This window comes from Caballeronia novacaledonica, assembly GCF_900258035.1.
Taxonomy (GTDB): Bacteria; Pseudomonadota; Gammaproteobacteria; order Burkholderiales; family Burkholderiaceae; genus Caballeronia; species Caballeronia novacaledonica.
In genome coordinates this window covers 142,394-163,749 of the sequence record NZ_OGTP01000015.1, presented here as the reverse complement: position 1 = coordinate 163,749, position 21,356 = coordinate 142,394, and the positions used below count along the sequence as shown (strand labels likewise).

At 63.3% G+C, this 21,356-nt stretch carries 20 protein-coding genes, 2 tRNA genes and 1 pseudogene; 13 read left to right on the top strand and 10 right to left on the bottom strand.

From position 1 onward, the window contains the following. A pseudogene (locus NOV72_RS32810) lies at window positions 1-126 on the top strand (IS30 family transposase); the annotation flags it as partial. Window positions 127-874: 748 nt separating this feature from the next. On the opposite strand, the gene ppk1 reads toward NOV72_RS32810, so the two are convergent. Further along, window positions 875-2,938, bottom strand: coding sequence for a polyphosphate kinase 1 (gene ppk1 / locus NOV72_RS20935; RefSeq protein ID WP_106856492.1), 2,064 nt, complete (start codon window positions 2,936-2,938; stop codon window positions 875-877). A 252-nt stretch (window positions 2,939-3,190) separates the two neighbouring features. On the opposite strand from ppk1, the gene ppx reads away from it, so the two are divergent. Further along, window positions 3,191-4,702, top strand: a complete 1,512-nt coding sequence (ppx, locus tag NOV72_RS20930; RefSeq protein WP_106856491.1) for an exopolyphosphatase — start codon at window positions 3,191-3,193, stop codon at window positions 4,700-4,702. Between the two features lie 49 nt (window positions 4,703-4,751). Here the strand turns inward: ppx and NOV72_RS20925 are convergent, their stop codons facing one another. Continuing rightward, entirely contained in the window at window positions 4,752-5,576 is an 825-nt protein-coding gene (locus NOV72_RS20925) for a GNAT family N-acetyltransferase (protein WP_106856490.1), read from the bottom strand. A gap of 144 nt (window positions 5,577-5,720) precedes the next feature. Further along, window positions 5,721-6,179 (bottom strand): SixA phosphatase family protein, encoded by a 459-nt coding sequence (locus tag NOV72_RS20920; RefSeq protein WP_106856489.1) that lies wholly within the window; start codon window positions 6,177-6,179, stop codon window positions 5,721-5,723. 105 nt (window positions 6,180-6,284) lie between these two features. On the opposite strand from NOV72_RS20920, the gene NOV72_RS20915 reads away from it, so the two are divergent. The 3 genes from NOV72_RS20915 to NOV72_RS32560 all read left to right on the top strand — a co-directional run bounded on the left by NOV72_RS20915 (window position 6,285) and on the right by NOV72_RS32560 (window position 6,929). After that, window positions 6,285-6,361 (top strand) — tRNA-Pro (locus NOV72_RS20915). A 70-nt stretch (window positions 6,362-6,431) separates the two neighbouring features. Continuing rightward, window positions 6,432-6,605: a hypothetical protein gene (locus NOV72_RS32410; RefSeq protein WP_181291129.1), complete on the top strand. Its 174-nt coding sequence runs from the start codon at window positions 6,432-6,434 to the stop codon at window positions 6,603-6,605. A gap of 180 nt (window positions 6,606-6,785) precedes the next feature. Further along, on the top strand, window positions 6,786-6,929 hold the full coding sequence (locus tag NOV72_RS32560) for a hypothetical protein (RefSeq protein ID WP_216858889.1): 144 nt from the start codon (window positions 6,786-6,788) through the stop codon (window positions 6,927-6,929). An 11-nt stretch (window positions 6,930-6,940) separates the two neighbouring features. Here NOV72_RS32560 and NOV72_RS20910 read toward each other — a convergent pair whose 3' ends face one another. From NOV72_RS20910 to NOV72_RS20900, 3 genes are all read right to left on the bottom strand, one after another. After that, complete coding sequence (locus NOV72_RS20910) at window positions 6,941-7,261, bottom strand: hypothetical protein (RefSeq protein ID WP_106856488.1); 321 nt, start codon at window positions 7,259-7,261, stop codon at window positions 6,941-6,943. A 28-nt stretch (window positions 7,262-7,289) separates the two neighbouring features. Continuing rightward, complete coding sequence (locus tag NOV72_RS20905) at window positions 7,290-7,964, bottom strand: peptidoglycan DD-metalloendopeptidase family protein (protein ID WP_106856487.1); 675 nt, start codon at window positions 7,962-7,964, stop codon at window positions 7,290-7,292. A 124-nt stretch (window positions 7,965-8,088) separates the two neighbouring features. Then, window positions 8,089-8,991, bottom strand: a complete 903-nt coding sequence (locus NOV72_RS20900; protein ID WP_106856486.1) for an aldose epimerase family protein — start codon at window positions 8,989-8,991, stop codon at window positions 8,089-8,091. Window positions 8,992-9,526: 535 nt separating this feature from the next. Between NOV72_RS20900 and NOV72_RS20895 the strand changes: the two genes are divergently transcribed. The 4 genes from NOV72_RS20895 to NOV72_RS20880 all read left to right on the top strand — a co-directional run bounded on the left by NOV72_RS20895 (window position 9,527) and on the right by NOV72_RS20880 (window position 11,281). Continuing rightward, window positions 9,527-10,357 carry an undecaprenyl-diphosphate phosphatase gene (locus NOV72_RS20895; RefSeq protein ID WP_106856485.1) on the top strand — a complete coding sequence of 277 codons (831 nt, stop codon included), beginning with the start codon at window positions 9,527-9,529 and terminating at the stop codon, window positions 10,355-10,357. A gap of 92 nt (window positions 10,358-10,449) precedes the next feature. After that, window positions 10,450-10,526 (top strand) — tRNA-Arg (locus tag NOV72_RS20890). A gap of 67 nt (window positions 10,527-10,593) precedes the next feature. Further along, a complete protein-coding gene (locus tag NOV72_RS32040) occupies window positions 10,594-10,785 on the top strand; it encodes a hypothetical protein (protein WP_146150032.1) in 192 nt (63 codons plus the stop codon). Between the two features lie 40 nt (window positions 10,786-10,825). Beyond that, window positions 10,826-11,281: a response regulator gene (locus NOV72_RS20880; protein WP_106856483.1), complete on the top strand. Its 456-nt coding sequence runs from the start codon at window positions 10,826-10,828 to the stop codon at window positions 11,279-11,281. Here the strand turns inward: NOV72_RS20880 and NOV72_RS20875 are convergent. Beyond that, on the bottom strand, window positions 11,181-12,479 hold the full coding sequence (locus NOV72_RS20875; RefSeq protein ID WP_106856482.1) for a cyanate transporter: 1,299 nt from the start codon (window positions 12,477-12,479) through the stop codon (window positions 11,181-11,183). The genes NOV72_RS20880 and NOV72_RS20875 overlap by 101 nt on opposite strands. Window positions 12,480-12,629: 150 nt before the next feature. Between NOV72_RS20875 and NOV72_RS20870 the strand changes: the two genes are divergently transcribed. Then, the gene (locus NOV72_RS20870; protein WP_106856481.1) at window positions 12,630-13,343 is read left to right on the top strand and encodes a GntR family transcriptional regulator; all 714 of its coding nucleotides are present in this window, start codon (window positions 12,630-12,632) and stop codon (window positions 13,341-13,343) included. 72 nt (window positions 13,344-13,415) lie between these two features. Here NOV72_RS20870 and NOV72_RS20865 read toward each other — a convergent pair whose 3' ends face one another. Then, window positions 13,416-14,984, bottom strand: coding sequence for an acid phosphatase (locus NOV72_RS20865; RefSeq protein WP_106856480.1), 1,569 nt, complete (start codon window positions 14,982-14,984; stop codon window positions 13,416-13,418). 247 nt (window positions 14,985-15,231) lie between these two features. Between NOV72_RS20865 and NOV72_RS20860 the strand changes: the two genes are divergently transcribed. The 3 genes from NOV72_RS20860 (at window position 15,232) to NOV72_RS20850 (ending at window position 17,599) form a co-directional block, all read left to right on the top strand. Beyond that, window positions 15,232-16,584, top strand: coding sequence for a cytochrome-c peroxidase (locus NOV72_RS20860; protein ID WP_106856479.1), 1,353 nt, complete (start codon window positions 15,232-15,234; stop codon window positions 16,582-16,584). A 147-nt stretch (window positions 16,585-16,731) separates the two neighbouring features. Continuing rightward, window positions 16,732-17,130 carry an RT0821/Lpp0805 family surface protein gene (locus NOV72_RS20855; RefSeq protein WP_106856478.1) on the top strand — a complete coding sequence of 133 codons (399 nt, stop codon included), beginning with the start codon at window positions 16,732-16,734 and terminating at the stop codon, window positions 17,128-17,130. A gap of 19 nt (window positions 17,131-17,149) precedes the next feature. Further along, window positions 17,150-17,599: an NUDIX hydrolase gene (locus NOV72_RS20850; protein ID WP_106856477.1), complete on the top strand. Its 450-nt coding sequence runs from the start codon at window positions 17,150-17,152 to the stop codon at window positions 17,597-17,599. 949 nt (window positions 17,600-18,548) lie between these two features. On the opposite strand, the gene NOV72_RS20835 is transcribed toward NOV72_RS20850, so the two are convergent. Beyond that, on the bottom strand, window positions 18,549-19,523 hold the full coding sequence (locus NOV72_RS20835) for a transporter substrate-binding domain-containing protein (protein ID WP_106856474.1): 975 nt from the start codon (window positions 19,521-19,523) through the stop codon (window positions 18,549-18,551). Window positions 19,524-19,612: 89 nt separating this feature from the next. After that, a complete protein-coding gene (locus NOV72_RS20830) occupies window positions 19,613-21,322 on the bottom strand; it encodes a glutamine--tRNA ligase/YqeY domain fusion protein (RefSeq protein WP_106856505.1) in 1,710 nt (569 codons plus the stop codon). Window positions 21,323-21,356: the final 34 nt, after the last annotated feature.

Sequence of the window (21,356 nt, the reverse complement as noted above, 5' to 3'; positions counted from 1 at the left end):
CATTACTCACAGGCTGAATTGAACGCAATTGCCAAGCGACTCAATGAAAGGCCGCGGCAGACCTTGGGCTTTATGACTCCAGCGGAGAAATTGGCCGAGACGTTGGGGGTTGCGTTGACCGGTTGAATCCGCCGCTTTTCAGGCCCGCTGTCACACGCAACTTGGCCATTTTTCTCCCTCAAGTTGGCACTCGCCTAAGTGTTGGCATCGAAGGCCCAGTCGGACTTGGCTCGCGCACGATCTGCCGCACCACAAGTTTTAGGGCGCTGGTTCAGCACAAAATAGCGTCGGCACAGCGCTTCGCGCTGCCGTTGGGTCTGCAAGGGAAACCGACGAAGAACAAATGCCGCGAGATGGCGGCGCTAGCAAGAGAGCGCGCGCCAACCCGATTGACCGGTCGGCCGCGAAGCGGGCTGGCGCTGTTTCGTGCTGAACCAGTTTGTTATGCGGTGCGATGTGTCGGACCGTGCGCGATCCAAGCCCGATATGACCTTTGAGGGCACTCGCTACTCTGGGGGCCATTAGGTCAATCGCCTGTGCCGCGGCCGGTGTGAGGCACTTTGGATGGGAGAAGCTACTTTCTTTGCAGCAGCAAAGAAAGTGACTGCCGCCCCGCACAGGGGCAGTGCTAATAGACCGACGCGAATACGGGATCCGGCAAAAGAATTAACACTCTGGGGGCCATTAGGTCAATCGCCTATGCCGCGGCCGGCATGAAGTATTTTGGATGCAAAAAAAGCTGCTTTCTTTGGTCACTTTCTTTGCAGCAGCAAAGAAAGTGACTGCCGCCCCGCACAGGGGCAGTGCCAATAGACCGACGCGAATACGGGATCCGGCAAAAGAATTGGGGGCCATTCGGCCAAACGAAAAAAACTCACGAGCAAAACTTCGCCAGCAACCCCAACTGCGCATTGCGAATAGACTTCCCCGGACGCCGCTTACGATAATGCCCATCGCTCTGCATGACCCACGCCGATTGATTATCACCGAGACACACCGACAAGCCCTCGGCAATCACGCGCCGCTTCAACCGCCGATCGCGTATCGGAAACGCCACCTCCACGCGGCGGAAGAAATTCCGGTCCATCCAGTCCGCGCTCGACAGAAACACATCTTCCTTCCCATTCGCATAGAAATAGAAGATGCGATGATGCTCGAGAAAGCGCCCGACGATCGACCGCACCGTGATGTTCTCCGACAAGTCCTCGACACCGGGCTTCAACGAGCACACACCCCGCACGATCAGATCGATCTTCACGCCGGCATGCGACGCCTCGTAAAGCGCGGCGATGACCGTCGGCTCCAGCAGCGCATTCATCTTCGCGACGATCCGCGCCCGCCGCCCCGCGCGCGCATGCTCGGCCTCGGCGCGGATGGCATCGATAAGCTTCGCGTGCAGCGTGAACGGCGACTGCCATAGCTGATGCAGCGCAATCTCGCCGCCGATGCCCGTCAGTTGCTGGAAGACATGATGCACGTCCTCGCACATTTCCTGATCGGACGTCATCAGGCCGAAGTCGGTATAGAGACGCGCCGTGCGCGGATGATAGTTGCCCGTGCCCAGATGCGCATACCGCTTCAGCACGAGCTTGCCGCCTTGCGACACACGCCGCACGATCAGCATCATCTTCGCGTGACACTTGTGGCCGACCACGCCATACACCACATGTGCGCCCACCGCCTCAAGCTGCGACGCCCAGTTGATGTTCGTCTCCTCGTCGAACCGCGCGAGCAGTTCCACGACGACCGTCACTTCCTTGCCATTGCGCGCGGCTTGCATGAGCGCGTCCATCAACGGGGAATCGGTGCCCGTGCGATAGATCGTCTGTTTGATCGCAACAACTTGCGGATCTTTCGCCGCCTGCAGCAGCAACTCCAGCACCGGCTGGAAGCTCTCGTACGGATGATGCAGCAGGATGTCGCCCTGATCGATCGCATCGAAGAGATTCGATGTGTTCGCGATCGGCTTCGGCACCGACGGAATATGCGGTACGAACTTGAGGTCCGGCCGGTCGACCATTTCCGGCAACTGCATGAGGCGCACGAGGTTCACCGGCCCGTTCACGCGATACAGATCGCGTTCGCTCAACTGACCTTCATCGAGCAGACGCCGCACGAGATGCGCAGGCGTTTCCGCCGACACTTCGAGACGCACCGCGTTGCCCAGATGCCGCGCCGGCAATTCGCCCTGCAGCGCGACGCGCAGATTGGTGATTTCGTCTTCATCGACGAAAAGCTCGCTATTGCGCGTGATACGAAACTGATTGCAACTGCGCACGACGAGATGCGGGAACAACTCGTTCACAAAGTGCTGCATGAACGAACTCAGCAGCACGAAACCATGCGGATAGCCCGACAGCGCTTCAGGCATGCGCACGAGGCGCGGCAGCGCGCGCGGCGCCTGGACGATGCCCATCATCGCCTGACGGCCGAATGCGTCGGTGCCTTCCAGCTCGACGACGAAGTTCAGGCTCTTGTTCAACACGCGCGGAAACGGATGCGCGGGATCGAGTCCGATCGGCGTGAGCACCGGCAGCAGTTCGTTGTGAAAGTAATCGCGCGCCCAGGCGGTCTGCTGCTCGGTCCAGTCTTCCGCGCCGTGGAAGTAGATGCCTTCCATTTCGAGCGCGGGCAGCACGATGTCATGCAGCATCGAGTATTGCTGGCGCACGAGACGCTGCGCGCGCTCGGAGACGAGGTCGTAGACGTGTTGCAGCGACATGCCGTCCGGCGACAGCGAGCCGGGGTTGTCGCGCATCTGCTCTTGCAGACCCGCCATGCGGACTTCGAAGAATTCGTCGAGATTGCTGCTGGTGATGCAGATGAAACGCAGGCGCTCCAGCAGCGGAACCGTCGTGTCGGCGGCCTGTGCGAGGACGCGCTCGTTGAAACCTAATATGCCCAGTTCGCGGTTGAATAGCGGATAGCGTATGGACATCGGAGGGAGGGAAGGGGTCTCGATCAGATGGACAAGGGAACTCTCGGATGCTCTCACAATATGATGTATTTTTTAAGACAGAACGAATTTCACAAATTCTACTCACAACCGGGATAGCGTCGCTACCGCAAATGCGCGATTTCGGATGAATCGACGAGGGCGCGGGCTGCCTCGGCATAGAATAGAATTCGTGCGCTGCAACAGCGCCGCTGTGACAGTGCCTTTTCCCCACTTCACGATTCTGGATATCCGATGGTCACACATCCCCATTTACTTGCCGCCGTCGACCTCGGATCGAACAGCTTTCGCCTGATTGTCGGACGGGTCGAGGAAACGCCCGCCGGCAGCCAGATTTATCAAGTCGACGCACTGCGCGAGCCCGTGCGGCTCGGCGGCGGCCTGTCGAAGGACAAGATGCTCGACCGCGCGTCGCAGGTGCGCGGCTGGGACGCCCTGAAGCGTTTCGGCGAACGCCTTCGCGACTTTCATCCCGATCAGGTGCGCGCCGTCGCCACCAACACGCTGCGCGTCGCGAAGAACGCGCACGACTTTCTCGTCGAAGCGGAAGCCGCGCTCGGTTTCCCGATCGAAGTCATCGCCGGGCGCGAAGAAGCGCGCCTCATCTATGCGGGCGCCGCGCATTCGGTGCCGGCGAGCGCGGGCAAGCGGCTCGTGGTCGATATCGGCGGCGGCTCGACGGAGTTCATCATCGGCTCGCATTACACGCCGATCCACATGGAAAGCCTCTATATCGGCTGCGTGAGCCATAGCCTCCAGTTCTTCCCGGCAGGCAACGTCGACGAATACACGATGCGTCAGGCCGAACTCGCCGCCAAGCGCGAAATCCAGATCATCTCGAGCGAATACAAGGGCACCGGCTGGGATCAGGCGATCGGCTCGTCGGGCACGGCGCGCGCGCTCGCGGAACTGATCGAGGCGAACGGCTTCAACGACGAAGGCATCACGCACGGCATCTCGCGCGGCGGCCTGGAGAAACTGAAGCGCGCGCTCATCAAGGCCGAGAACGTGAACCGGCTGAGACTCATCGCGTTGAAGCCCGATCGCGTGCCGGTGCTGGCCGGCGGTTTGTCGATCATGCTCGGCGTGTTCGAGGAACTGGGCATCGAATATGCCGACACGACCGATGCCGCGCTGCGGTTAGGCGTGCTGTACGACCTGCTCGGGCGCTCGCAGCATCAGGACATGCGCACGGTGACGGTCGAAGGCTTCAAGCGCCGTTATGCCGTCGATGCCGCGCAGGCCGAGCGCATCGGCGAACTGGCGATCAGCTTCTACGATCAGCTCGGCGAACCCGACGAAGACGTGCGCGAGGAAAATCGCATGTTCCTCGCGTGGGCGTCGTCGTTGCATGAGATCGGCTTGTCGATCGCGCATAGCGCCTATCACAAGCATTCGGCGTATATCGCGAGCAACGCCGACATGCCCGGCTTTTCGCGCACCGATCAGGCGCGTCTCGCGGCGCTCGTGCTCGGACATGCGGGCAAGCTCGGCAAGCTCGCACAGGCGCGCGACATCGAGTGGACATTGCTCTTCTGCCTGCGGCTCGCGGCGCTGCTGTCGCGCCGCCGCACCGATGTCGGGCTGCCCGGCATCCAGGTGAAACGCGCGGGCAGCGGCTTCGAGGTGCGTCTGCCGAACGAGTGGGTGACGAACAATCCGCTCACCGATTACAGCCTCGTTCAGGAAGCGATGGAATGGGAGAAGATCGGCCAGCCTTATCGCGTGGTGTACACGGACGACTGATCCCGCAAAGAGAAGGCCCCGTCGAACGGGGCCTTGTCATATCGGCGCTTCAGCGTGCCTGCATGTCGCCGATGAAATGCCGCGCGTAACGCGCGTTGATCTCGGAGAGACGGAAGAGGGTGAGGAAGTCGGCGGTGTTGAAGTCCGGATCCCAGGCCGGCGCGCCGCAGATTTTCGCGCCCAGGCGCAGATATCCTTTCACGAGCGGCGGCGGGCTCACGCTCGCGCCCGTGCGCAGTTCCTCGACGGGCAGCGGCGTGTGCGGGAAGGCGCGGTATTCGGGCGCGGTGAGCGCATCGGCCGGCATCGAGGTATAGAGATTCGCGGCGTAATGCCCGCCGTCGATCATGCCGACGCTCGCGCAGCCGAGCATCGTTTCGTAGCCGTTCTGCATCATGTACGCGGCGAGTCCGCCCCACAACGACATGATCACCGCCCCGTTGCGATAGTCCGGATGCACGCACGACCGGCCCACTTCGACGAGCTTCGGACGCAGGTGCGTGAGGCGCGACACGTCGAACTCGCTTTCGGCGTACAGACGGCCGATGCGCGCGGCTTGATGCGGCGGCAGCACGCGATACGTGCCCACGACCTGCAGCGTGTCGAGATCGCGCACGAGCAGGTGATCGCAGTAGGCGTCGAACGCATCGACGTCGAGGCCCGCGGGCCCGGACAGACGTGCACCCATTTCATCGGAAAACACGCGGTAGCGCAGGCGTTGCGCGTCGCGCAGCGCGTCTTCGTCACGCGCCCACGCGACTTGCAGGCGCTCGCGGCCGGTGACGGTTTCCGACGTGCGCGGAAGGTGGCGGCGCGAATCGAGCGAGAGCGATGACGCTCCGAGTTGCAGGAAGGGCGTCGGCAAATCTTGCATTGGCGTTCCTCGACAGGACGTTGCTGTGGCTTTCAGTCCCCGCCAATGTAGTAATGAACGGTTACGCTCGCATGGCATCGCAATGACGTTTCGATGAAACGACACGCGGATGAACACGAGCTTGCGCCGCCGATGCCGCTCCGCTCATAGCAGGTCGGGGTTGATCACCGCGCGCAGCACGACATGACCGTCGCCGCCGCGCGTGCGTCCCTGAAACCACCAGACGCCCGCTTTCTTGATCGACCACTCCGTTTCGTGGCCGGTCATGAGAAGCGACGCGACCCGCCCGAGCGTCGGTTGATGCCCGATCACGACGACCGTTTCGGCGACGCCGTCCGGCCAGCCGGCCGCATCGAGCACGGCCTGCGCGTCGTTGCCGGGCGCGAGTGCGTCTACGACGCGATAGCGGTCGCCGAAGGCCTCCGCGGTCTGGATCGTGCGCGTCGCGGGACTGGCGAGGAACGCGGCGTCATCGTCGATGCGCGACTTCAGCCACTTTGCGATGCCCTGCGCCTGCTTGCGTCCGCGCGGCGTGAGCTGTCGTACAAGATCGCTCGACGCCTGGTCTTCCGCTTCGGCGTGACGCCAGAGAATGAGGTTCATGAATCGTCTCCGTGATGAGGTTCGCTTTCCGAATGATGCAGAAAGATGCGTGCCTGTGTTCGGCATTGCGCATGCGAGCGGGGCACGTTACAATCTGCGGCTCGTCGGAGCGTAGCGCAGCCTGGTAGCGCATCTGATTTGGGATCAGAGGGTCGAAGGTTCGAATCCTTTCGCTCCGACCACGATACACGAAGGGGTTACAAGTCACGGCTTGTAACCCCTTTGTCTTTTCGACGCTCGTACGGGAATTTCATGCCGCGTATCGTTTTCAACCTCGTTTGTGCCGCATTCATCGCGTTCGGCTTCGCCGCCTGCGCCGACACCGCTCATCAAAAGCATGAGCCGCAAGATCCACCCGACTACAAAGGCGTGCCGACGGACATGACCCCGCCGTCGATGACCACCGATCCCGTCAAGCTGCAATAGGACTGTATGCGCCTGTCTCGGCGCGTAACGGGACGCAAGCCGCAGTCCGGATCAGCGTTTGGCAGCGCACAATCTCAATTCGGAAAACGTTACCTGCCGCACAAAATCAGAGTATTCGCTCAAGCGAAATATTTGCCGGGCACGTATCATTCGGCGAATATGTTTCAAAGTGTATCTGTCATGGATTTGCTCTGGATTTTCGCCGGCGTCGCGCCGCTCGCCGTTGCTTCGCTCGTTGCCTTTGCTGCGCATATCGATCCGTTATCGGGGCGCTGGCGCGCGCCGTCGTCGAGAAGGCCGAAAGACGACGCCGTCGACGCCTGACCGGCGCGGCGTTACTGCTTGCAGCGGATCACCATCGAGCGATTCTTGATGTTCGCGCCGAGAATCCCGCCGACAGACCCGCCCGCCGTCGCGCCGTTATCGGCGTCTTTCGACACCACGTCGTAGCCATACGCGCCGCACATTTCGCCCGCCTGCTTGTAACAGGCCGCCCAGGTCGTGCTCGCATCGCTGCCGCTGCAGTTGATCGCGAAGCCCGTGTCGCCCGAAGGCAGATAGGTCATCGTCGCCGTGTGCGCGCATCCGGCGAGTGCGCCGGTCAAGGCCAAAGCCGCGCCCAGCGCGGCCGTGTTCATCCTCATCGTCAATCTCATCAATCTTCCTTTAACGTCCGCCGGATTTTCAGCGCGGCGGTAGATAGCGTGCCGGGTCCGTCGAGCGGCCCATGTAGCGCACTTCGAAATGCAGCATTGTGCGATCGCTGTCGGTGTCGCCCATTTCGGCGATCTGCTGGCCTTGCTGCACGGTCTGACCTTCCTTCACCAGCAGCGCGCGATTGTGGGCGTAGGCGGTCAGATAATCGTCGTTGTGCTTGACGATCAACATGTTGCCGTAGCCGCGCAGGCCGTTGCCCGCGTAGACGACACTGCCCGTCGCCGCGGCGACGACCGGCGTGCCCGGCACATTGGCGATGTCGATACCCTTCGAGTTCTTGCCGTCGAAGCCGCGAATGATGCTGCCCTGCGCCGGCCAGACGAGCGTCACGCCCGGTCCAGGCTTGTTCTGCGACGACGCCTGCGCGCCGCCCGCCGTTCCCGCAGCCGATGAATCGGCCGTGGTCGCGCTGCCCGCCGGCGGCGTGATGCGCAACACCTGCCCGACCTCGATGGCGTCGGGATTCGTGAGCCCGTTCCAGCGCTTGATGTTCGCCACCGAGGTGCGATTCTCACGCGCGATCTTGGACACGGTGTCGCCGCGCTCGACGCGATAAAAGCCCGGCGCGACCGGCCCCGTTCCGCAAGCGGCCAACACTGCGATGAGCGATGCGCAGATGAGCCGTCGAATTCTTTTTTGCAAACCTGACCTCGTAAAGCACCGCCGCGAGACGTGCACGCACAGTCGCGCGGCGAATCGAAAGGCAGGATTTTACCGTCTCGGGTTTCCCCGGACAGAAAGGCGCGTCGTATCGGAGTCGATCGCCTTATTCGTCGCGTGTGACGACGAGCCTGAGCGACGCCGTCTCCGTCTTGCCCGGCGCGAGCCAGCGCAGGCCGCGGCCGTTGTGGATGGCGTCGGGCAGGCCGATCCACGGCTCGACGCAATAGAAGTCCGAGGTGTCCGATTCGGTCCACGTCGTCACCGCGTACCACGGCACCGAGTCCGGCTGCCGCAGTTCGAAGCCGATCGTGCGCTTCAGGCCCGGCAGCTTCACGAGCATCGGTTCGTCGGTTTGTCGCGTGAGGCAGTGAAACGTATCGACGATGCCCGGATCGGCGAGCGAATAGCGCGGCAGGCCGGGCTCGGCTTCGCTGATCGCGCCGTCCGCCAGTTGTCGCCGCCGCTCGGTGTGCGGCAGCTCGACGCTGCTCTCGGCCCGCTGGCCGTGCGGCAGATGAAAGTAGAAATGATGCCCGGCGTAGTAGGGCAGCGCGACTTCGCCCGGATTCGACGTGGTGAGCTCCACTTCGAGCGTATTGCCGTCGACGATGCGATACGCCGCCTCGAAGCGGAACGCGAACGGATAGCCGTCGCGGGTCGCGTCGCTGTCGACGAGCGTCATGCGCAGGCCGTGGCCGTCGGCGTCGCGCGTGCAGGAGGAGGGCAGATTGCGCGCGAAGCCGTGGGTCGGCAGCGCGTGCACGACGCCCTCCGGATCGCGCCATTTGCCGATTTCTCCATCGACGAAATGGCGTCCGAGAAACGGAAAGAGCAGCGGATTGCCGCCGCGGATCTTGGCCGGATTGGACCAGTCCGGCGCATCGGGCCAGTGCACGACCGGCTCGCCGCCGACGCGCCAGGTCATGAGCCGTCCGCCCGCGCGCGGCGCGAGCTGGATGGCGGCGCCGTCGCGCCCGATTTCGATGACGTCAGTTTCCGGTGACATGATGGAGGCGCTCCGTTGGATGGCAAGGCGCCGCGCACGGCGATCCGGCGCGGCCTCGACGATTCTGCCTTGGATTTCCGTCCGGAAAAACCCTTTGCGGGAAATTGCGACTGAGCAAGCTTCATGCAATGTGTTGTTATATCCTCCGTGTGTTGGGAATCAGACGGACAAGGAGCAGTCATGGATCTGGCGATGGCAATGGGCGTCGCGATGTTCGCCCTCTTCGGCGCGAGCACGGCGATCTTTCTCTACAAGCTGGCGGCCTGAGAGGCGCTCGCGGGCGCGTTTTCTTTCGTGCCGCCTATATGTTGCTTGCGATTATCGTTCGTTCGCCCGACGATTGACTGTCGGCGCATCTTGTGTGCGGTTTGCGCTTGGCGCGGGTTTTCACCACCGGCATAATCGGTCCCGTTTGCGCGCCGTATCGAATTTTCCCTTCCTGTTTCCATTTCCCTGATGCCTCTTCGGCTTCGCGTAATGCGAGGGATGGAACTGCACGGCGCGTCCTTCTTCCTCCTCAAAAAAGGACCGACGCGTGACTTTGTGGTTTCTCGTATTCCTGAGCGTGCTCCAGGGCGTGACCGAACTCTTTCCGGTCAGCAGTCTCGGCCACACCTTGCTCGTTCCCGGCCTGATCGGCATGCACATCGACAAGCATGCGCCGCAGTTGCTGCCGTTTCTCGTCGCGTTGCATCTGGGCACGGCCATCGCGCTGCTGTGGTATTTCCGCGCTCGGTGGATCGCGCTGATTCGCGGCTTCTTCGCGTCGCTCGGCGGCCGCAAGAACGACGACGGCCACATGATGTGGGCGCTCATCATCGGCACGATTCCGACGGGCATCGTCGGGCTGGTGCTCGAAAAGCGGCTCGAGGCGATTTTTCACGATTTGCGGATCGTCGCGGCGGCGTTGATCGTCAACGGCGTGCTTCTGTGGCTGGGCGACCGTCTGCAAAAAAGCCGCGCGATGCGGGCGCCCGAGAAACTCACGTTCAGGCAGGCGTTTCTGGTCGGACTGGCGCAGATCGGCGCGCTGATTCCGGGTTTTTCGCGCAGCGGCCTGACGATGATCGCGGGCACGGGCGCCGGGCTCACGGCGGAGGCGGCGGCGGAGTTTTCGTTTCTCCTCGGTACGCCGATCATCTTCGCGGCGGGCGTGCTCGAATTGCCGAAGCTCTTCCACGCGCCGGGACAACTGGCCGATTCCGTGCTCGGCGGCGTGCTGACGGGCATCGCGGCGTATCTGAGCGTGCGCTTCCTGATGCGTTACTTCGAAGGGCACGGCAAGCTCGCGTCGTTCGGTGTGTATTGCGTGATCGCGGGGATTTTCTTCCTCGGCTGGTTCATGATGCATCCGCAGCCGGTCTGACGAACGCGGGACTCGCGGGGCGGTGAATGAGGTAAAATCGCGGTCTCTTCTGATCCGCGGCTGTTTTCTTCGCCGCCGCGCGCTCCGGTTCTCCGCCCTTAGCTCAGCTGGATAGAGCAACGGCCTTCTAAGCCGTAGGTCACACGTTCGAGTCGTGTAGGGCGGGCCAAACGGCCTGCGTCGAGCCCAGTCTCAGCGACTGGGCTTTTTGTTTTTTTGTGTCCGTGCAGGCATCGATGATCGTCTGCATGCCTAAGCGAATCGCGCCGCTGGCCCGCTTCCTGCCACTTTCTCCAACAGCGTCCGCGCCCGATCCCCGCAATCCCGCGCCGCGCAACGTATCGGAAAAATTAACCATCTCGTACAAGCGAGCGTTCCGCCCGTTCACGGTGCACGGCTGCCTCATCGTGGCGCGCGATGCGCCATAACGGTGACACCAACGAGCCGAATCGACGCAAGAGGAGCGACTTGAACAAACGAGCATACGAATCCAGCCTGGCGCAATGCTCGCTATGGAACCGCAAGCAGGCGCGCCTGCAGCCGGAGTCGCGGCGCGTGTTGCTCGCGCTGCCGGAGCGTGTGCTCGGCGCGTCGCTCGCGTCCTTGTTCGAACTGAAGGGCTTTCCTGCGCAACTCGCGGTGGACGCGTCATCGCTCAGGCGCATCGCCGGGGAATGGCGTCCGCATGTGCTTTTTCTCGATACGCGCGTCGGGGGCTGCGGCAACTACGCGCTGGTCGGCGGGCTACGCGAGCTCGATGACGACGCGAATCGGCTCATCATCGCGATGAGCGGCTTTCTGCCCGAAGAGCCGATCGCGCATCTCAAGGAAGCGGGCTACGACGGCCATTGCCGCCGTCCGTGTCCGGTGTGGCAGATGACCGATTTGCTCGACGAGTTCTTCGCATGTCACGCGGTGCGTTGAGCGCGCCGTCCTGCTGCCGCATCGCGCGCGCGTAGCCGCGCGGCCCGAAGACGACGTTCAGCGCGATCATCGCGACGAGGCTCGCGGCCAGCACCGTCCACGACATCGAAAAGCCGCCGCTCACATCGCGCACGATACCCGCGACGACCGGCGCGATCGCCGCGATCACGAAGCCCACGCCCTGCACGAACGCGACGAGCCGCGCGGCCACTCCGGGATCGTCGGCGTGATCGAGCGTCAGCACGAGCGAGAGCGCGAACACGCCGCCCAGTCCGCCGCCGAGCAACGCGACCGTCGCGAGCGGCGCCGAAAGCGGCGCGGCGAGCAACAGGCCGAATCCCGCGAGTTGCGCGACGAGACCGAGCGCGAGCCACGGACGACGATCCCGGCCGCGCCCGAAGCGAGCGGCCGCCATCGGCAGCAGCAACGCCGACGATGCCTGGAACACCGTGAGCATCGCCAGCAGCGTGCCGCTTTCGGTCACGCTCCGGCCGAGTTGCTGATAGTACGCGGGCATCCACGCGACGAGGCTCGTATAGCCGCCGTTGACGAGCCCGAAGAAAATCCCGAGCGTCCACGCCCGCCGATTGAAAAAGAGCGACGGCGCGGGTTTCGCGTCGCGTGCCGACGACGCGCGCGGCAACGCGTCCGCGCGCATCAAGAGCATCCACGCCGCAAGCGCGATCAGCGCGGGCATCGCCCAGAACGCGAGCCCCGCCTGCCACGACACGCGCGACGCGAGCGCCGGCGTGATGCTCGCGCCGAGCCCTCCGCCCGCCATGATCGACGCGGAGTAGAGGCCCATCGCGAAGGGCAGGCGCGCGGCGAAGCGCGTCTTCATGACGCCCGGCAGGAGCGCCTGAATGACCGCGACGCCCGTGCCCGCGATCGCCGCGCTTGCGACGAGCGCAGCCGCATTCCCGGCGAAGAGCCGTCCCGCGCAGGCGGCGACGATCGCGATGAGCCCGATCGCCACGCCGCGCGCATTGCCGATCGAGCGTGACAGCGCGCCCGCGCCGAACGCGCACACGCCCATCGCGACGACGGGCAGACCCGTCAGCATCGACGCGCCGCGAAACGACAGTCCGGTCGCGTGCAGGATCACGCCCATCAGCGGACTGATCGACGTGAGCAGTGGCCTCAGATTGAGGCCGATCGCGACGATCACCGCGAGCCACGCTGCGTTCGAGGATTTCATGCGATGATGCGCTCCGTGTATCGTGCGATTTGGTTGACCATTCTAGCAGCGTTTGGTCAACCAAAAATACGCGAAACCTGATAGACCGGATTCGCGCCGAAACGCGGGCACTGGCTACAATGCGATTCAACGCAAGCACGACCAGGCATCATGGCATCACGCAAGGACACATCATCCAACGAAGCCGCGAACGCGACGCCGCCCGACGAGCGCGTGTACGCGGCGATCGCTTCCGCGCTTCTGCGCGGCAAGCTCGCTCCCGGCGCGCAACTCGTCGAGCGCGAACTCGCCGCCGCGTTCGACTGCACGCGCGGCACGATCCGCAAGGTGCTGGCGCGGCTCGGCGCCGAAGGCAAGCTCACGCTCGAAGCGAATCGCGGCGCGTTCGTGCCATCGCCGACACCCGCCGATATCCGCGAGGTGTATCGCGCGCGGCAGGTGGTGGAAGCGGGCATCGTCGCGACGCTGTGCGGTGCGTTGAGCGCGCCCGACAAACGCGCGTTGCGCGCGCACGTCAAGGCCGAGCAGCGCGCGTTGAAGGCGGGGAGCGTGGAGGAGTGCGTGCGCCTCGCGGGCCGCTTTCATCTGCTGCTCGCGGAACTGGCGGGCGCGCCGGAAGTGCTGGCGTTTCTCGCGAAGCTGGTCGCGAAAACCGAGCTCTACAAGGCGCTGTTCGATCCGACGAAACTGTCGAACTGTTCATCGGACGAACACGGGCGGCTCGTCGATGCCCTCGACGACGGCGATCTCGCCGCCGCGCTCACGGCGATGCGCACGCATATCGACGAACTGGAAGCGCGCGTGCTCGCGCAGGCGAGCGGCGCGCGCACGAACGATCTGGCGACGCTCTTCGCGGGCGCGTGAGCATCGGCGCAAAAAAACGGGCCGCGGCGTGAAAGCCGCGGCCCGTTTCGTTTTGAAGCCGAGCGAAAGCGCTTATTGCGAGAAGTCGAGCGCGTTGGTCAGATCGCCCATCGCCTTGCCGCCGTTCGCGACGAGCGCGTCGTCACGCGACTTCAGGCCCGCCAGTTCCGGCAGGCTGAAGCGCTTGGTGATGAAGCGCAGGATCGACGTCGTGTCGTATTGCGTGTGATCGACGAAACCCTTCTTCGCATACGGCGAGATGATGAGCGCCGGAATGCGCGTGCCCGGACCCCAGCGGTCGCCCTTCGGCGGCGCGACGTGATCCCAGAAACCGCCGTTTTCGTCATACGTCACGACGACGACCATGTTCTTCCACTGCGGGCTCTTCTGCAGATGCGAGATCAGATCGGCGATGTGCTGATCGCCCTGCGCGACGTCCGTATAACCGGCGTGCTCGTTCAGGTTGCCCTGCGGCTTGTAGAACGAGACTTGCGGCAGCGTGCCCGCGTCGATCGCCTTGATGAACTCTGAGCCGTTCGTGCCGCCGTCGAGCAAGTGCTGCGCGCGATTGGCGGTGCCCGGCGCGAGGTCGACGAAGTAGTTGAACGGCTGATGGTGCGTCTGGAAATCAGGCACCACGTTGACCGCGCCGTTGATGAGCGAACGGTCCGCCAGCGCCGCCGCCCACGAGCCGCCGTACCACGCCCAGCTCACGCCGGCCGAGTTCAGCAGATCGCCGATGTGCTGCTGCGTCTGCGGCGGCAGCGTCGTCGGCTGGCTCGGGTCCGCGAGGTTCTGATCGCCGCCCGTGACCGGCTTGTTGCCGCTCGGCTGATACGGCGGCTGCATCGTGTTGACCGCGAAGAAGTCGGGCGTGAGCGTGCCCGAATTCACGAACTGCGCGTCGGCCGAACCGGTCAGCGCGGAAGGCGGGGGATTCGTCTTCGTCTTGAGCGACACGCCATCCGCATTCACCGACGAGATCGATCCCTTCGCGACGCTCGTGTCCGCGTTCGGATAAACCGGCGTGCACGCGCAGATGAGCCATTGGTGGTTCAGGAACGAACCGCCGAACGCGCTCATGAAGAAGTTGTCCGCGAGCGTGTATTGCTGTGCGATCTTGTAGAGCGGCAGCTTGTCCGGCGGCGTGTCGTAGTGACCCATCACGAGACCGCCCGAGTCGCCCCACGCGGCGAACTTGTCGTTCTTGCCGCCGTCGATCTGCATCTGGTTCTCGTAGAAACGGTGATACAGATCGCGCGTCGTGACGTTGAGTTGCGTGTTGAAGCCCTTGGGATCGTCGATCGCGAACGGCGAGTTCGGCAGGTTCACCGTCATCGCTTCGGAGATCGCGGGCGTCACGCCCTTCGCCGTCAGGCCGGTCCAGATCGTCGGCAGCGTCGCCAGCACGGAGCCGTCGCGATCGAGCTGCTGCGAGTTCGCCGCCGTCACGTTCTGCAGACCGTTCGCGCCGGGGAAGTGGCCATAGAGGTTATCGAAGCTGCGGTTTTCCGCGTAGATCACGACGACGTTCTGCACCGACGAAATATCGTTGTCGTGGTGATCGTCGCCGCCGCATGCGTAGAGGCCGAATGCGGCGGCTGCCGCGAGCGGCACCGCGCAAACGAGTTTCTTGTTCATTGAGGTTCTCTCTTGTGTTGGGGACCGGTGCGCGACGCGGGCATCGTCGACGCCAAGCCTTTGCCCGCAGGCGTTCGCAGTGTCGCAACGCAAATTGACGCAGCCGTGTAACAAGCCTTTCGTTTGCGTAATGTTCGCTTAATAAATATCTGCCGGCGGGTCCGGCATGACAGCGTCGAGTCCTGTCACGTGAACGACACGCGCGCGACATACGCTTCGGCTTCTTTCAAGACCAATCCTCACGCCCATGTCTTCGATGCGCTTGCCGTTCGTCCTCTGTGCTCTCGCGCTCGGCGCGTTATCGGCGGCGATGAGCGGCTGCGATTCGCATGCGGCCGACAAAAGCGCGAGCGCTCCGGCGCAACCGGCGACGAACGTCGCGGCCAACGCGGCGCCGCACGGTCAGTCGCGCGCGGAAGTGTTCGCGCATGTGAAGCAGATGACGTCGCTCGGCGAGAAGCTGTTCCTCGATCCGTCGCTGTCCGGCTCGGGCAAGCTCGCGTGCGCGTCGTGTCATAGCCCGAGCCACGCGTTCGGGCCGCCGAACGCGCTGTCCGTGCAACTCGGCGGCAACGACATGCATCAGCCGGGTTTCCGCGCGGTGCCATCGCTGAAGTATCTGCAGGCGGTGCCGGCGTTCACGCTCCACTATCACGATTCCGACGACGAAGGCGACGAGAGCGTCGATGCCGGACCGACCGGCGGCCTCACGTGGGATGGCCGCGTCGATCACGGCTCGGACCAGGCGCGCATTCCGCTCTTATCGTCGTTCGAAATGGGCAGCACGCCCGGCAAGGTCACGGCTGCGGTGAAGGTCGCGCCCTATGCCGACGACTTCCGCAAGGCGTTCGGCGCCGATGTGTTCGACAGCGACGACAAGGTGTTCGCCGCCGTGCTGCAATCGCTCGAAGCGTTCGAGCAGTCGCCCGAGAAGTTCTATCCGTACACGAGCAAGTACGATGCGTTCCTCGCGGGCCGCGCGAAGCTCAACGACGCCGAGATGCACGGCCTTCAGCTCTTCAACGACGAGAACAAGGGCAATTGCGCGTCGTGTCACATCAGTCAGCGCGCGAAGGACGGTTCGCCGCCGCAGTTCAGCGACTTCGGTTTGATCGCGATCGGCGTGCCGCGCAATGCCGCGCTGCCGGTCAACAAGAATCCGAACTTCCACGATCTCGGCGCATGCGGTCCCGAGCGTCATGATCTGAAGGGCCAGGACGAGTATTGCGGCATCTTCCGCACGCCGTCGCTGCGCAATGTCGCGACGCGCAAGGCCTTCTTCCACAACGGCATCTATCACAATCTGGACGAGGTGGTGCGCTTCTATGTCGAGCGCGACACGAACCCGGAGAAGTTCTATCCGGTGTCGAAGAAGGGCGTCGTCCGGAAGTTCGACGATCTGCCGAAGCGCTACTGGGAGAACATCAATACCGAAGCGCCGTTCGATCGCAAGAAGGGCGAGAAGCCCGCGCTCGACGAAGCCGAGATCAAGGACGTGGTCGCGTTCCTCGGTACGCTCACCGACGGCTACGATCCGGCCAAGGACAAGGACTCGCAGAAGGGCACCGGCATCAACGAAATGAAGTCCGTGTCGAACTAACGCACGTCCGTGCGGCGGGGCGGCCGAACGTCCCGCGTCATGCTATCCTCGTTGCGGCCCGCCCAAGCGGGCCGAGGTCGATGAATCGACGTTGCCGCTCTGGTTGCACTTGCAGGCGGCATACTCATCCGCAACGAGGACACTTCAATGCCGACCGCACATCGAGCATTCGCTCGCGCTTCATTCACGACGTTCGCGGCAGCCGCGCTCGTCGCCGTGAGCACGGCCGCATCCGCCGCCAATCTCGGCTTTCTGAACAACACGCCGATCACCTACATGAAGCAGCGCGACCTGCAGGCGCTCAACAACGCCGCGCAGACCGCGCTCAATACCAAGCAGGACGGTGAATCGCTCGACTGGGACAACAAGGGCACGGGCAACACGGTCCCGATCAACGGCACCGTGACGCCGCAGGATACGTTCGAGTCCGGCGGTCTCAAGTGCCGCAAGGTCACGCTCGTCGCGCACGCGAAAGGGCAGACGCAGACCTGGATGCCGGTCGCCTGCAAGGCGAGCGACGGCAAATGGAAACTCAAGAAGCAGTGATGAGCGGAGCAGGCCGTCGATGACCGCGCGCGCCGTATCGTGCGGCGTGGTCATCCTGAACGGGCAGGGCGACGTGCTGCTGTGCCACGCGACCGAGACCACGCACTGGGACGTGCCCAAGGGCGCCGCCGACCCTGGCGAGGGGCCGCGCGAGGCGGCGTTGCGCGAGCTCGTCGAGGAGACGGGCATCGTGCTGCCCGCCGAGCGGCTGAAGGATCTCGGGCGCTTCGTCTATCGACGTGACAAGGATCTGCATCTCTTCGCGGTGCGCGTGAGCGAGGACGACGTGCAGCTCGAAAACTGCGTGTGCGAATCGTATTTTCCGCGCTACAGCGACGGCACCATGATTCCCGAAATGGACGCTTACCGCTGGGTCAGTCCGGCGGACGTCGACAAATTTGCGAGCCGCAGTCTCGCGCGTTTGTTTCAGACGACGTTATCGCTCGTTGAGTTGCATGAGATGCTTTGAGGTTTTTCGCTGGATCCCGTTTTGTTATTGGTCTATTAGCGTTCCCCTTGTGCGGGGCGGCAGTTATGTTTTGCTCCTGACGAAAGGTTCATCGGGCTTTTTCGCCGGATCCCGATTTGTTATTGGTTTATTAGTGTTGCCCCTGTGCGGGGCGGCAGTCACTTTCTTTGCTGCTGCAAAGAAAGTAACCAAAGAAAGCAGCTTTTGAGGCCCGCGGTCACACGCACGTTGGCCAATTTTCTCCTCCAAGATGGCACTCGCCTAAAGAGTGCCCTCACAACAATCACCGGGCTTGGCTCGCGCACGGTCTGCCGCACCACATGTTTTAGGGCGCTGGTTCAGCACGAAATAGCTTCGGCACAGCGCTTCGCGCTGCCGTCGGGTATGCAAGGGAAACCAACGAAACACAAATGCGGTGAGATGGCGGCGTTAGCGAGAGGGTCTGCGCTGACCCGATCGACCGGTCGGCCGCGAAGCGGGCTGGAGTTATTGGTGCTGAACCAGTTCGTTATGTGGCGAGTGATGGCGGACCGTGCGCGAGCCAAGCCGCGCGAGGCCTATGAGGGCACTCGCTACTCTGGGGGCCATTAGGTCAATCGCCTGTGCCGCGGCCGGTATGAAGCACTTTGGATGGGGATAGCTGTTTCTTTGGTTACTTTCTTTGCAGCAGCAAAGAAAGTGACTGCCGCCCCGCACAGGGGCAGTGCTAATAGACCGACGCGAATACGGGATCCGGCAAAAGCATCAAAACTCCGGGGGCCATCAGCCAATCGCCTGTGCCGCGGCCGGCATGAAGCACTTAGGATGGCGAAAGCTGCTTACTTTCTTTGCAGCAGCAAAGAAGGTGACCGCCGCCCCGCACAGGGGCAACACTAATAAACCAATAACAAATCGGGATCCGGCGAAAACCCAACTCAGTCGCGAATACGGGCTCCAGCAAAACCCCACCTCAATCGACCGTGCGGTCGTTCGGATTGGCGAAGAGCGCCTTCATTTCCGGCGACATCGGAAATTGCAAATTCATGCCGTCCGGCGGAATCGGGCGCATGAACCAGGTGTCGTAGAGCTTCGTGGCTTCGCCCGAGCGCTGCATGTTGGCGATCACGTCATCCACGATACGCTTGAACACCGGGTCGCCCTTTCTCATCATGCAGCCGTACGCCTCGTTCGCAAGCGATGCGCCCGTCACCATGTAGTCGCTGCGCGCCGCGCCTTCCTGGGCGATCTTGCCGTAGAGCAGCGGGTCGTCCATGACGAACGCCACCGCGCGATCCGACTTCAGCGCGGCGAACGCTTCCGCATGATCGCGCGCGCTGATGATGCGCAGATTCAGCTTCTGGTCGATGCTCATCTGCCGCAACATGCGCTCGTCCGATGTACCCGCCGTGGTCGCCACGGTCTTGTTCGCGAGGTCGGCGTAGTCGCGGATGCCCGACTTCTTCTTCACCGCCATCCGGATGCCGTACTGGAAAAAACTGTTCGAGAACGCGACGAGCGGATCGCGCTCGGCCACATGCGCGGTCGAGCCGCATTCCAGATCGACCTGATTGTTCACGACATACGAGATGCGGTTCGCCGACGTGACCTGCACGTTCTTCACCGCGAGATTCGGCATGTTGAGGCGCTTCTTGATCTCGTCGACGACCTTCAGCGCGATGTCGTACGAGTAGCCGACCGGCTGCTGCTTCACCGTGTACGAGAACGGCACCGACGACTCGCGCGTGCCCAGCACGATCGCGCCGTTCTCCACGATCTTGCGCAGCGTCGCGGAAGGCGGCATCTGATCGACGGCGGCCTGCGCCGCCGTGAGTCCGGCAGCGGTGGCGCCATGCGCGCCGGCGGACGCGAGCACGAGCAGGAAGGCGAGGGCGGCACGTCGTTGCGCCCATATGGGGTGCGGCGCGAAGCAATGCGGCAGCTTCATGATGTCCTCGTTGGGAGCGGCGTGCGAAGAGTCCGGCGAGATTCGTCGAACGCGCCGCGTGGCTGCGCGGCGCGCCCGTTACGTCGATATCAGGCCGGTTTGCCCCAGCTATCGCGCAAGCTCACGATGCGGTTGAACACCGGCTTGCCCGGTTGCGAATCCACACGGTCCGCGACGAAATAGCCGTGCCGCTCGAACTGGAAGCGGTCTTCGGCGTTCGCGTCGCGCGCGCTCGGTTCGAGATACGCATTCACGACGCGCTTCGAGTCCGGATTGAGCGCGTCGAGGAATTCCGCGCCGCCCGCGCCGGGCTGCGGCTCCTTGAAGAGGCGGTCATACAGGCGCACTTCGGCCGCATACGCGGTCGCCGCGCTGACCCAGTGAATCGTGCCCTTCACCTTGTAGTTGTTCGCGCCTTCCGTGCCTGAGCGGCTGTCCGGGAAGTAGTTGCAATGGACGGCGGTCACGTTGCCGTTTTCGTCCTTTTCCGCGCCCGTGCATTCCACGACGAAGCCGTACTTCAGCCGCACCTTGTTGCCGGGGAAGAGGCGGAAATAGCCCTTCGGCGGCGTTTCCTGGAAGTCTTCGCGCTCGATCCACAACTCGCGCGAGAACGGAAACGAGCGCACGCCGCGATCCGGGTGATGCGGATGCACCGGCGCGCTGCACGACTCGCTCTGTCCTTCCGGATAGTTGTCGATGACGAGCTTCAAAGGGTCGAGCACTGCGATCGCGCGCGGCGCCTTCTCGTCGAGATCGTCGCGCAGCGCGCCCTCGAGAATGCTCATGTCGATCCACGAATCGACCTTCGTGACGCCGACGCGCTCGACCATCAAGCGGATGCTTTCCGGCGTGAAGCCGCGCCGGCGCACACCGACGATGGTCGGCATGCGCGGATCGTCCCAGCCGTCGACGTGATTTTCCTGCACGAGCTGCAGCAGCTTGCGCTTGCTCGTGATCGCATACGTGAGGTTCAGGCGCGAGAACTCGATCTGCTGCGGCAGCGGACGTTGAAACACGCCGTCGTCCGCGAGCTGCGCGAGGAACCAGTCGTAGAGCGGACGATGATCCTCGAATTCCAGCGTGCAGAGCGAGTGCGTGATGTTCTCGATCGCGTCCGACACGCAGTGCGCGTAGTCGTACATCGGGTAGATGCACCACGTGTCGCCCGTGCGGTAATGATGCGCGAAGCGGATGCGGTAGATCACCGGATCGCGCATGTTGAAGTTCGGCGAAGCCATGTCGATCTTCGCGCGCAGCACGTGCTCGCCTTCCTTGAACTCGCCCGCCTTCATGCGGCGGAAGAGTTCGAGGTTCTCCTCCGGCGTGCGCTCGCGATACGGCGAGTTGATGCCCGCTTCGGTGGCCGAGCCGCGCGTGGCGCGCATCTCTTCGGCGGTTTGACTATCCACGTATGCCTGGCCCTTCTTGATGAGCATCTCGGCGTATTCGTACAGCTTGTCGTAGTAGTCGCTCGCGAAGTATTGATGCTCCGCGCCGTCCTTGTTCCAGTCGAAGCCGAGCCACTTCACGGCGTCGATGATCGACTCGACGTATTCGACGCTTTCCTTCTCGGGGTTCGTATCGTCGAAGCGCAGGTGGCACACGCCGCCGTAATCCGCGGCGAGGCCGAAGTTCACGCAGATGCTCTTCGCATGGCCGATGTGCAGATAGCCGTTCGGCTCGGGCGGAAAGCGCGTCTCGACTCGCTGCGACCATTTGCCGGAGCGGTTGTCGTCTTCGATGATGTTGCGAATGAAATTGGATGGCGCCGGAGCGTCGTTGCGATCGGTGTTCATGCGAAAGAGAGTGCCAGCGGATGCGCTCGCGCGC